The 12,323-nt window shown below is 38.2% G+C and carries 8 protein-coding genes and 1 riboswitch; of the genes, 3 read left to right on the plus strand and 5 right to left on the minus strand.

Going from position 1 to position 12,323, the window contains the following annotated elements:
- Positions 1 to 151: 151 nt before the first annotated feature.
- Positions 152 to 2,275 carry an outer membrane beta-barrel family protein gene (locus tag V0410_RS13920; protein WP_330744258.1) on the plus strand — a complete coding sequence of 708 codons (2,124 nt, stop codon included), beginning with the start codon at positions 152 to 154 and terminating at the stop codon, positions 2,273 to 2,275.
- A 34-nt stretch (positions 2,276 to 2,309) separates the two neighbouring features.
- Complete coding sequence (locus V0410_RS13925; RefSeq protein ID WP_330744260.1) at positions 2,310 to 3,149, plus strand: DUF5694 domain-containing protein; 840 nt, start codon at positions 2,310 to 2,312, stop codon at positions 3,147 to 3,149.
- Between the two features lie 55 nt (positions 3,150 to 3,204).
- On the opposite strand, the gene V0410_RS13930 is transcribed toward V0410_RS13925, so the two are convergent.
- Positions 3,205 to 5,949: a TonB-dependent receptor plug domain-containing protein gene (locus tag V0410_RS13930; protein ID WP_330744262.1), complete on the minus strand. Its 2,745-nt coding sequence runs from the start codon at positions 5,947 to 5,949 to the stop codon at positions 3,205 to 3,207.
- Between the two features lie 297 nt (positions 5,950 to 6,246).
- A riboswitch (SAM-I-IV-variant riboswitch) is annotated at positions 6,247 to 6,344 on the minus strand.
- Positions 6,345 to 6,462: 118 nt separating this feature from the next.
- Between V0410_RS13930 and V0410_RS13935 the strand changes: the two genes are divergently transcribed.
- Positions 6,463 to 8,688, plus strand: a complete 2,226-nt coding sequence (locus tag V0410_RS13935; RefSeq protein WP_330744265.1) for an outer membrane beta-barrel protein — start codon at positions 6,463 to 6,465, stop codon at positions 8,686 to 8,688.
- A 272-nt stretch (positions 8,689 to 8,960) separates the two neighbouring features.
- On the opposite strand, the gene V0410_RS13940 is transcribed toward V0410_RS13935, so the two are convergent.
- From V0410_RS13940 to V0410_RS13955, 4 genes are all read right to left on the minus strand, one after another.
- The gene (locus V0410_RS13940; protein ID WP_330744267.1) at positions 8,961 to 9,677 is read right to left on the minus strand and encodes a HesA/MoeB/ThiF family protein; all 717 of its coding nucleotides are present in this window, start codon (positions 9,675 to 9,677) and stop codon (positions 8,961 to 8,963) included.
- Between the two features lie 130 nt (positions 9,678 to 9,807).
- Positions 9,808 to 10,926, minus strand: coding sequence for a 2-iminoacetate synthase ThiH (gene thiH, locus V0410_RS13945; protein WP_330744269.1), 1,119 nt, complete (start codon positions 10,924 to 10,926; stop codon positions 9,808 to 9,810).
- Positions 10,927 to 10,934: 8 nt separating this feature from the next.
- Positions 10,935 to 11,711 (minus strand): thiazole synthase, encoded by a 777-nt coding sequence (locus V0410_RS13950; protein ID WP_330744272.1) that lies wholly within the window; start codon positions 11,709 to 11,711, stop codon positions 10,935 to 10,937.
- The gene (locus V0410_RS13955) at positions 11,708 to 12,322 is read right to left on the minus strand and encodes a thiamine phosphate synthase (protein ID WP_330744274.1); all 615 of its coding nucleotides are present in this window, start codon (positions 12,320 to 12,322) and stop codon (positions 11,708 to 11,710) included. The genes V0410_RS13950 and V0410_RS13955 overlap by 4 nt, the downstream gene beginning before the upstream one ends.
- Between the last annotated feature and the right edge of the window lies 1 nt (position 12,323).

Raw genomic sequence — 12,323 nt, forward strand, 5'->3', positions numbered from 1 at the left:
GTTTTCGACAAAAACCTGTTTTTTTCCGACGAAACTTTTTTGACATGAATAATTGTCTTCTTCATCTAAATGCTGTTTTCTCATAGAACCTCTTCCGGTACTTTTGTCAGAGAAATGTAATATAAATATCATTCAATCTGTCATTTATAATATGGAAAAACACATTGTATTTATAGCCACCCTGATTTGTTCTTTTTCGGCAGCACAAACCAAAGACACCGCCAATATCAACAAAATAGAAGCAGTTACGGTGAACGGTAAAAAAGTTCTGGTGGAGCGTAAAGTGGACCGTCTTGTTTACAACGTTCAGAACTCGATGCTTTCACAGGGTAGTTCGGGAACTGAAGTTTTGGCAGGAACACCTTTACTGCAGGTTGATGAAAATAAAGGGCTGCTGTCCATTGCCGGAAAAAATGGCGTTGCTGTGATGGTTAATGACCGGATGCTGAATCTTTCCGGATATGAGTTGATTAACTATCTTCGAAACCTTCGTTCGGAAAACATATTGAAAGTTGAAGTAATCACCACTCCTCCTGCCAAATACGAAGCTCAGGGAAACAGCGGGATAATCAATATTGTTCTTAAAAAGAATCAGAATCCTGGATGGAGCGGCTACCTGACCACGAATTATACCCAAAAGACTTATGCAGCATTCAGCACAGTAGCAGGAGTAAACTATCAGAATGAAAAAGTGAAAGCATCTATCAAGCTTCAGGGTTATGACGGAGATAAAAGATCAGTGGAAAATTATAAAATTACCGGGCAAAGCTCTTCTGTAAGCAGGGATGAAAGACGGGATATGAATGACGGAGTAGGATTAAACGCCAGTTTTGATTATTCCCTTTCTAAAAATTCCAATATCGGACTGGTATATGATATTTCGAGAGGACATTCCAATATGGATATCAATTCAAAACAAAATTACTTTACCGGGACCACTCCTACTTTGCAAACAGACACAGATTCAGAGCACCGTTCTTCATTTACTTCACAGATGCTTAATGTATATTTTGATCAGAAATTTGAGGAACATAAGCTCAGCATAGGTGCTAATTATTATGGAAATCTGCCCGATACAGAGGTAAATTTTACCACAAGAAATGTAGCTAACAACTCAACACAGGTCGTAAAAAATCTTTCTTCAGTAGATTATAAGATTTATTCGGGGCAGGCAGATTTATCTTTAAATTTCAAAAAAATACAGTTGGAAACCGGAGCAAAATACAGTCAGTTTTCCAATAATTCGGACATCGGATATTTTAATTTAATCAATGGAAATTACACCATAGACCCTGCAAAAAGTAATCTTTTTGATTATAATGAAAAAAATTATGCCGCTTATATCAGTGCCAGTAAAGATCTTGGCGAAAAATGGTCTGTGAAAGCAGGACTTCGTTATGAATATTCACAATCCAGCGGTTTCTCTCCTTCCACACAGGCAAAATCTGAGAATAATTACGGTAAATTCTTCCCTACGGCTTATCTTTCTTATAAAGCCAATCAGGATAATCAGTTCAGCATTAATTATTCCCGAAGAATCAACCGTCCTTATTTCCGGGCTTTGGATCCGTTCCGATGGTATTCCAATCCAAACACGTATTATTCAGGAAATCCGAGCCTGCAGCCTTCTTTTAACCATAATATAGAACTTAACTATATGTTTAAAAGTAAATTTTCGGCCAATCTTTATTATCAGAGAACAATAAATAATTTTGATCAGATTACATTCCTGACCGGAATTAACCTCGTTAGCACGTTTGAGAATTACTATAATCAGGATAATTATGGTATCAATCTGAATTACACAGATACTTTCTTTAAAATCTGGGAAAGCAATATTTCGACTTCGTTCAGTTATAATGAGACTCAGATTACAAGGTTCAATCTGGTTCCTAAAAACGGACAGTCGTTTTATTATTCCGTCAATAATACATTCCAGCTCAATAAGGCTAAAACGTTAATGCTATTTGTCAACTACTGGCATAATCTTCCTTCCCGTGACGGATACACCGCTGTAAGAAACAGAGCAAGTTTTGACACCGGAATCAAGATGAGCTTTGTGGAAAAGGCACTCCAGGTTAACCTTTCGGTGAGTGATATTTTTAAACAGTCCGGATATAAGGGAGATATGTATTTTACAGATAATACACAGTCATTCAACAACTATTGGGATGCCCGAAGAATGACACTCAGCGTTACCTATAATTTGGGGAACCAGAAAATCAGATCCAATAACAGAGCGGTGAATTTCGAAGAGAAAAACCGTGCACAATAATAATTTAACAGTAATTTTTAAAAAAAATAAACTCATGAAAACCTTTTTTTATATTTTTCTTGTATGCCTTTCTACATCAGTATTCGCTCAAAAAAAGCCTTCAGATTATTTTAAAAATCCAAAGACGAAAGTTTTGGTGGTAGGCTCCTTTCATTTTGATTATCCTAATCTGGATGCCCATAAAACCAATAAGGAAGATCAGGTAGATGTACTTTCTCCTAAAACAGCAAAAGAAGTCACAGAACTGGTAGAATATATCAAAAGATTTAAGCCGACAAAGATTGCAATTGAGGCCTGGCCGGGCTGGAACGCCAATCAAAAGCTGAAGGAATACAGCGAAGGCAAACACCGTGACAAAAGAGATGAGCGTTATCAGCTCGCTATGAGAATAGCCAGTGAGTTCAAAATAACTGAATTGTTCAGCATTGACGCAGAATCTATTCTGCATGACCTTGAAAAACATTTTGGGAAAACTGATTCTGCATTTTTTAAGAACCTCAGCAAAGATTATGATTTCAGAAGTGATGACCCGATCTCCCAACAGTTTACGGCATTCTATAAGAGTTCTGAACCTAAAAATTTCAAATCTCTTCTGGATACTTTTACTTATATGAATTCCAAAGAAAGCCATCAGTACGGATACGGGGCCTATCTTAGTGGTGACTTTAAACTAAGAGAATATGACGGCGCGGATATGCTGGCACTGTACTGGTACAGCAGAAACCTCAGAATGTTCCGCAATATTCAAAACATTCCTCACAACGGTGAAGACAGAATTCTTGTGATTGCAGGAAATGGACATGCGGCGGTATTAAGACAGCTTTTTACCTCTTCCGCAGAATATGAATTCATTGAATTTTCTTCAATGAAATAAACAAAAAGACAGAGGCTCAGTCTCTGTCTTTTTTATCAAAACTTCAGTCTTTATATTAGAAGCTGAATTCAATTCTTGCGAACAAGAACCTTCCGCCTATACCGTACTGGGAAACCTGTCTGGAATACACAAACTGGTTATCAGCTGTTAACGAGCTTATAGCAGGGCTTTTAGAAGGCAAAATATTAAAGATATTATTACTTCCTACTGTTGCTGAAATATTTTTATTAAAATTATAGCCTACTGAGAGATCTGTTATCACGCGGCGGTTAAGGACGAAATGCTCTGTACTTCCTGTTACTCCATCAAAGTTAGCATCCACAACATCTGCATCGGTCACTTTACCAAAGAAAGAATTACGCAGTACGAAAGTAAAGCCGGAAACTCTTACCGTATTGCCCAATGTAGCTTTTACACGGGGTACAGCTTCTTCAAAATAGATTCTGTTCGGTTCTGAGAAATAATTATTGATTTGACTTACCAATTTAGGAGACGCGTGGATATCCCCGATTCTTTTAGTCTGATTAAAATTGATTCCCAGATTATTCTCCAGGGAAATTCCTGATGAGATTTTTGAGTTCTGGGAAATAGTAATATCCAACCCTTTTGTCTGAAAATCTACTGCATTAGCAAAAAAGTTGGCAGCGCTGGCTCTTGCAAGATCAAAAGCATCCTGTAAAACAGCCTGATCCGAGCCGGGAGTAAAATTACCATCAGGGCGATAGAAGAGATCGGTTAGTACGACTCTGTCTTTGATCTTGATTAAATAAGCATCTGCTGTGAAAGTAAGGCTTAATGCCGGAATCTTCCAGGTAATTCCTGTACTGTAGGATTGCGAAGTTTCCTGCTTTAATTTTGGAATACCCAATGCCTGTGCAGCCTCAGAATTATTTCTGAAAGTACCTACCTGCGTTGTCTTCCCCTGCTGAATCAGCGTAGAAGTAGAACTGTAATAGATTTGTGCCAATGAAGGTGCTCTGAACCCCGTAGAAACAGCTCCTCTCCAGTTGAGATTGGAAGCCAGTTTTACATTGGTTGCCACCTTATAATTGAATGTAGATCCGAAATCTGAATAATTCTCATACCGTACAGCTCCTTCCAATAACCATCTGTCCGTAATTTCCAGTTCTGCATCAGCATAAGCTGCAATACTGTTTCTGTTTCCGGAAACAGCATTTTCAGGACTGAAGCCGGGGAAAACCTGAGCTCCTGCGGGTCTTACACTTCCAAAAAAATCGGTTACTTTTTCATTTTCAGGAATTTTTGCTGTTACTACCCGGCCATAGATATCGTAAGAAGCATAAGAGTTTTCCTTTCCTGCATTTACTTTATAATTTTCATGCCGGTATTCACCACCAAACGCAATGTTCAATCCTTTCAGGACATCATATTTTTTGGAGAAATCCAGGTTGACGGTATTTTGTGAGAATTCAGATCCTCCCGCATCAAAAGTTCTTGGAGAACCATCTGTAAGTGATGCATTAAAAGTATTGACAACACCAAAACCGAACACATTTTTCCCGAATGTATTACTGAAATCCACATTCCAGCCATCCCATTTTCCTTTAATTCCGGCAGCAAGGGAATAATCATTTACAGTGGCTTCAATCTGAGGCAGATATCCGTTGGGAGTAACCGCATTAATATTCCTTTCATTGTTCGGAAGCCTGTAAAATCCTCCTGCATTTCCAAGGCGGTAACTGTAGCCACCAAATGAATAAACCTTCCATTCATCATTCACAGGAATTTCAGAGTTGAAGAAGAGCTGTCCGGACTGTAGCTTAGACTGTCCGGCTCTCAAACTGAAGTCTTTTCTCTCCAATCCTCTGTAATTAAGCTCCTCAGAGGTAAAATCTCTGCCCAATATTTTTTGAAGCTCAGAAATGCTGTTTGCCCCGGAAATCTGAGATTGGAAATCAGGTGCAAAATATCCAACCTTAGTTGCATACTGCTTAATGGTATTGATGATTTGCTGAGTATTGGAAGTATTGGTAATATTTTTATAGAGCCCGTCAATATTCACTCCATCCTGTAATGCCCGGTAATTAATGGCATTATAGGCATTGAAAATATCTCCTTCCCTCACTCCGGCTCTGGAATAAGGATCACGGTATTGTGCAGAACCTGTAATGTTAAAAAATCCTGATTTCCCTATTTTAGCACCATAATTAAGGTCTACAGAAACAGTCTGTCCGTCTACCCCTCCGGAGAAATTGTTGGCAACTGGTGAGGCATATCCACCTAAAAATACCTGTCCGGAAAGTCCCAGCCTTTTTTTCAGTCCGAGGTTTATCACTCCCGCAATCGCATCAGAGCCATACTGGGCAGCAGCTCCATCCCTTAAAACCTCTATTTTTTCTAATGCAAAGGCAGGAATAGCATTAAGGTCAGTTCCTACAGAACCTCTTCCCGGTGTAAGGGTAACATTAATCAGTGAAGACTGATATCTTCTTTTTCCGTTGAGTAATACCAAAACCTGATCCGGTCCTAACCCTCTCAACAGTGCCGGATCCACAAAATCAGTTCCGTCATTTACAGTATGTGATGTGGATGAAAATGAGGGTACGATATAGTTTAAAGCCTGGCTGATATTATTCGTCGGGCTCTGTTTTAAAATTTTAGATATATTAATGATATCCACCGGAACAGGAGTATCCGTCAAAGATCTTCCGGCCCCCCTTGATCCAAGGATAACCACATCTTCTATTTTCTTCGATTGTAAAGTGTCCGTCTGTGCGTAATAAAATGAAGAAATAAGCACGATAGAAGGAATAAAAATTCTTTTTTTGAAATTATGCATGTTTGTTGTGTACTTTTTTGTTGATGAAATTTGTTTTTTAAGCAATACAGATCCTGTAGCCCTAAATTGTAAGGTTACCATAGAATTCGAAATGTTTGTATTATTTTTTAGAAATAGAAAAGGCTAGAAACAACAACACATGCGCATGTAGAAATGGCATGAGAACATATCAGAGTAATGAAGGCTCACTTCATGATCTGAAGAATAAAAAATTACTGATGGAATGTGATTTCCCTTGTCTTTAAACATTTGATTTTAACTTTTAAAACAAAAATTCAAGATGGGAGTAATGATAGAATGATAAACATTTTTTCCGGAAGATCCGGCTTATCGATTGCAGCACCTTGCTTGTTTTTGCAGGTTGCTATCCCATCTAGAGATTCTTGATAATTACCCGGCAAAGATATAATTATTTCCGAAATAAAAAAAATTTAGCCTAAATTTTCGATTTTCAACATTTTAGCGTAACAAATTATCTTTTCCAGCGTCTAACCGGATAACAGTAAAAACATTATGAAAAAAACAATTTTCGCTTTATCCTTATTAAGCTCCGTTCTTATTTTTTCTCAGGAAAAAAATAATAAACCTCAGGAAAAGCAAATTGAAGGCGTAGTCATTACCAAAACTAAAAAAGCCGTTGAACAAAAAGCAGACCGTACTATTTTTGACTTTTCTGAGCAGCCTCACCTGAATAACGGAAACGTCCTGGAAGGAATTAAAAAACTTCCGGGACTTGTATCTACCGATATTGCCGGGATGATGTATCAGGGAAAAATGCTGGAAGTATATCTTAACGGAAGACCTCTGAACATCACTTCCAATGAATTAAACTCCTTCCTGGAAGGGATGCCCGCCAATTCCGTAGAGAGAATTGAAGTGATCACCCAGCCAGGTGCTGAGTTTCCGGCAACTTCCGGAGGTGCGATTATGAATATTATCACCAACAAAAACGCTAATAAATATTTAACCGCTACCTATTCTGGAAATTATTCTTTCACAAATTATGATCAATACAGAAGCAGAACGACTAATTCTGTTAATTTAAACGCCAGAAATAAATACTTTGGGTGGCAGCTGAATGTTGGGCAGAATTACCGTGAAAGTATGCTGAATGGCCAGCAGGATGAGCTTTTGAGCAGTCATACCGATAGATATGCACGTGGATATTTTGCAAAATCCGGATTGACTTTTGATTTAGGGCAGGACAGGTTATTATTGAACTACGATATTTATCACAATAATAATGACAACTATACTTTAAGTGACGGGCATGGAGATTTACCGTTCAAGAGAAACCCGAAAGATTTAAAAGAAGCTTTTTATACTTCTTCTGACGTTGCCCATACCAATAATTTGAGACAGGAAGCGGTTGTAACCTATCAGAAGCGTTTTGCTGACAAATCTCAAAAACTGGATTTCCAGTTTGGGTATACAAGATCAGACAGCAAATTTTCTCAGGATAATTACTTTCAGGATGGGACGTTTGTAGCTTATCCCAATGAGCCTCTTGATAGCCCTACCAGTGGATTAAAAGATATTCTGAATAATAAATCTGTGATGAATATTGCCAACTTCAAAGTAGATTACGCACAGCCGATCAAGCTTCTTGATGGTGGGAAAGTAAGTTTTGGAGGATTATATGAAAGACAGGATTATGATACAGAAAGTTTTAGACTGACCAATCTTGAATATCAGAGACAGACTGCTTCAACGTATTTAGAGTTTCAGGCTAAACTGAAAAAGTTTGATTTCACGTTGGGCTCCCGTGCTGAAAACTATGATATTTCCGGGATAACAAGATATTTTGATAAAGATGCAAAACTGGTAGAGGCTAATTTAATTCCCTTCAATAAATTTAAATTTTTCCCGAACGCAAGTGTACAGTATAACATGATGAATCAGGTTTATATTGCCGCAAATTACAACAGGAAAATCAGTCTGCCTAGTATTTCTGCCCTGAACCCGAATAACGTAACATTCTCGGGACCTAGTACAGAAGTAAATGGTAACCCGAATCTACAGCCTACTATTTTTGATAATTATGAATTGAAAATATCAGCTTTTGATTATGCGTTTATCGGGTATAGCGTAAGCTCGGCAAGCAATCAGGTAGCACAGATCATCCGAAAAGACGGAAGAAAACTCTTCAATGAGCAGGTGAATATTTCAAATATGAAAATTCACAATTTCAATGTGGGGCTACCGGTTCCTTTTATGATTTTCAGTAAGCCTTTGAGTGAAATCATGAAATTTAATTTCAATCCGGATAAAATTAACTTCATGTACTTATATGCAGGATATCAAAAGCATGAAATTGATAATCTGAACAATAAAGGGTTCTGGATTTTCAATATCATGACTCAGATTATTTTGCCTAAAGACATCAAACTGACAGCCAATTACAGCTATCTGACTCCAAAGGCAGGATATTTCTACTTCACGGCAGAAAAACCATTCAACAACTCGTTTGATATTACATTGACGAAGAAGTTTATGAACAACCGTCTGACACTTTCTGTTTTTGCAAACGATATTTTCAACGGACAGGTGATGCAGGTACGTTCTAATCCGCCATCAGGAAATCCGGTGATGATCTACAACAAATACGACACAAGAAATTTCGGACTTTCCATCAATTATAAAATTCCGACGAGAAATAAATTGGCGAAAGAAGATCCGAATATTTTAAATCAGACCAAAAAAGAAGATACCGGAGGCGTAATGCAGCAGGCACAATAATCCTTCTTTGTAATAAAATAAAAATAGAGGCTGTCTCAAAAGGTAAACTAACGCTCTGAGAATCTCTTAAACAACAAAAGTTGTCAGACAGGAGTTCGAGAGATGGGGTACTTTTGAGACAGCCTCTATTTTTTTGCAGGTAAGTTTTGGCTAAAGCCAATGGATGGTTTTATAAAAGTAAAACAGGCTAAAGCCCGTTCCTATTGATATGTATTGCTGATAAAATGGTGTTATTTGTGAAAACATTTGTGATATTAGTGTTTACATTTACATCAGAAATCTACCGTCTGAAATCTCCAGTTCAGCGTGTCTACCAATGTCAGCTGATTCAAGCTTACCGGAAGATCAGTAATAATTTTCAGGGTCTGAAGTGCCATCATACTTCCTATCATTCCGGGGAGGGCACCCAATACACCAAGGCTGTCACAATCCGGAAGATCTTCATCAAAGGGCGGTTCCGGGAAAATATCTCTTAAGTTTTTACTTCCGTTATGATTAAACACAGCAACTTGGCCTGAAAATCCTAAGATACTTCCGTAAACCAGAGTTTTATTAAGTTTTACGCAGGTATCATTCACCAGGTATCTCGTTGAAAAATTGTCTGAACTATCAATAATAATATCATATTGAGCAAGGATTTCCTCAGCATTATCTTTATTAATTTTTCCTTCAATTCCTATGAATGTAACCTGATAATTGAGTTCTTTTACAAAGGTTTCAGCGCTTTTCACTTTGGATAATCCCACTCTGTTTTCGGTATGGACGATCTGCCGGTTCAGATTATGAAGTTCAACCTCATCAAAATCTGCAACACCTAAAGTTCCTACTCCTGCTGCGGCCAGATATTGAATAACAGGACTTCCCAAACCTCCTGCCCCGATGACAAGAACTTTAGATGACCTTATTTTCTTTTGTCCTTCCAATCCAATCTCATCAATAAATATCTGCCGGCTGTACCGTGAAAAATAATCTTCTTTCATAATTATCATTGAACCGTTAAGATTCTTTAAGCTTTTAAGAATAGTTAAGTTGAGCTTCGCTTGAAACAGCTGTCTTAAAAATCTTAGATTTTTCTTAATTCAGCTTCATCTCTTCAAAATCCTTAATGGTTTAAAAATTTTAAAATCCACTGTAAACAGAGTCCCAGTCTTTCATTACAGGATCATAGCCTGCTTTTTTGATCATTGTTTTAATCTCTTCCATACTTCGTTCGTCGCTGGTTTCAAACTGTTCTAAAGATTCTTTATCCACTGCATAACCACCAGGATTTGTTTTTGAACCTGCACTCATAGCAGTTGCTCCCAGAGAGACAATATTGTTTCTGAACACTTCATTTTCTCTGGTAGAAATGGAAATCTCAAGGTCTTCATTCCATATTCTGTAAGCACAGATAAGCTGAAGAAGATCTTTATCTTCCATGATAAAATTGGGTTCAATAATCCCTTCAGCAGGTCTGAGTCTTGGAAAGGAAACAGAAAATTTACTTTTCCAGTACTGTTTTTGAAGATAATCGATGTGTAAGGCATTGAAAAAGCTGTCTACTCTCCAATCTTCAAGCCCAAGCAGAACTCCTAACCCGATCTTATGAATTCCTGCTTTTCCTATCCTGTCGGGAGTTTCCAGACGAAAATGGAAATTTGATTTTTTACCTTTCGGATGGTACTCCCTGTAAACATCCTGATGATAGGTTTCCTGATAGACCAATACGGAATGTACCCCTTCATCATGAAGCAGTTTGTATTCATCTTCCATTAAAGGCTGAACTTCGATGGAAATATTAGAAAAATGTGGCTTTAACTTACGGACAGCATTCTGAAAATAGGGTACACCCACTATTTTATTGGCTTCACCGCTTACCAGTAATACATGATTCACTCCCATTGATTTCAGAACTGAAGCTTCAATCATCAGCTCCGTATCAGAAAGGGTCTTCCTTTTCAGATTGTTATCAAGACTGAATCCGCAGTAGGTACAGATATTCTGGCATTCATTGCTGAGATACAGCGGTGCATACAACTGAATGGTTTTTCCGAAACGTTTCTGGGTAAGTGTCCTCGTCATCACTGCCATCATTTCGAGTTCCTGAGAAGCGGCTGGCGACAGGAGATTCAGGAAATCATCAAGGGTTTTATTCTTTTTCTGAAGACTGTATCTTACATCGGCAAGACTTACGTTTTCAAGCTTATTCTTTACCTCATCCCACTGGTAGTTTTCAAAAACATCTTTAAAGCTTTTCATAATCCTGATTATTCAAATAAAAATGAAGTCAGCGGACTTGAAGCTTCAGCATGGCTGGAAATTGCTCCCAACCCTGATTCAAAAGCTCTTCTTCCGGCAATGACACCTTCTTTGAAAGCAACAGCCATATTCAAAGGATTTCTGGCTACAGCAATGGCAGTATTCACCAAAACGGCATCTGCTCCCATTTCCATTGCTTTTGCGGCATCTGAAGGTGCCCCGATTCCGGCATCTACCACTACAGGAACGTTGCTCTGGCTGATGATTATTTCAAGAAAATCCTGTGTTTTTAGTCCTTTATTCGTTCCAATAGGCGCTCCCAATGGCATTACCACTGCGGTTCCGGCGTCTTCAAGTCTTTTGCACAGAACCGGATCGGCATGAATGTAAGGCATGACAACAAATCCTAATTTCGCCAGTTCTTCAGTGGCATATAAGGTTTCAATGGGGTCCGGCAGTAAATATTTCGGATCGGGATGAATTTCCAGTTTTACCCAGTTGGTTTCCAGTGCTTCTCTGGCTAATTGAGCTGCCAATACGGCTTCTTTGGCAGTTCTGGCTCCGGAAGTATTAGGAAGAAGATGAACATGGGTTTCTTTTAATGAATCAAGCAGATCATCTTCATTGGATTGGGCATCAATCCTTTTCAGCGCCATTGTCACCATATTGGTTTCAGATGCCATGACAGATTGCACCATATCTCTCATACTTCCGAATTTTCCTGTTCCTAAAAACAGTCGTGATTCAAAAATTCTTCCTGCTATTTCTAAATTCTGATTGTTCATATCATTACTTTTTTTAATTCGTTAATAATAGCGGGCTGCCTGGTAATAATCCCGGAAACAGCAACACCGTAAATTCCGATTTCCTGTAGCGGTAAAATATCTTCAGGATTAACGCTCCCGATGGCAAATATTTTAGGTATATCAATGGATTGCTCTCTTAATCCATCTATGATTTTCTGATATCCTTCATACCCAAGAACAGGACTTAACTTTTCTTTCGTTGTAGTAAACCTCAATGGTCCCAAACCGATATAGTCGCAGGATTCATTGATTCTATGAATGACATCCGAAAGTGTATTGGCTGTTCCGCCAATAATTTTATTTTCTCCCAGAATCAGTCTTGCTTCATCGACAGAACAGTCACCCAATCCTAAATGTACTCCGTCAGCATCTATTTCTTTAGCGATCTGTACATGGTCATTGATGATACAAACCGACTGATATGCTGAGCAAAGCTGTTTTGAAATTTCACAAAGACTGATTAATTCGTTTTCAGGCGCATTTTTCCATCGAACCTGTACCCATTTGATTCCATTATCCAAAGCGTTACGGATATGCTGTTCCTGTTCCTGTATTGTATTTCCCTGTGATATGTATTGTAATTTTTCCATG

This window comes from Chryseobacterium sp. CP-77, from assembly GCF_036362765.1.
GTDB lineage: Bacteria > Bacteroidota > Bacteroidia > Flavobacteriales > Weeksellaceae > Chryseobacterium > Chryseobacterium cupriresistens.

Bases quoted from the DNA above. Each gene is read 5' to 3' on its own strand.
- thiH (WP_330744269.1), bottom strand. From the start codon at position 10,926: ATGAAAAGCTTTAAAGATGTTTTTGAAAACTACCAGTGGGATGAGGTA.
- V0410_RS13930 (WP_330744262.1), bottom strand. From the start codon at position 5,949: ATGCATAATTTCAAAAAAAGAATTTTTATTCCTTCTATCGTGCTTATT.
- V0410_RS13950 (WP_330744272.1), bottom strand. From the start codon at position 11,711: ATGAACAATCAGAATTTAGAAATAGCAGGAAGAATTTTTGAATCACGA.
- V0410_RS13920 (WP_330744258.1), top strand. From the start codon at position 152: ATGGAAAAACACATTGTATTTATAGCCACCCTGATTTGTTCTTTTTCG.
- V0410_RS13925 (WP_330744260.1), top strand. From the start codon at position 2,310: ATGAAAACCTTTTTTTATATTTTTCTTGTATGCCTTTCTACATCAGTA.
- V0410_RS13940 (WP_330744267.1), bottom strand. From the start codon at position 9,677: ATGATAATTATGAAAGAAGATTATTTTTCACGGTACAGCCGGCAGATA.
- V0410_RS13955 (WP_330744274.1), bottom strand. From the start codon at position 12,322: ATGGAAAAATTACAATACATATCACAGGGAAATACAATACAGGAACAG.
- V0410_RS13935 (WP_330744265.1), top strand. From the start codon at position 6,463: ATGAAAAAAACAATTTTCGCTTTATCCTTATTAAGCTCCGTTCTTATT.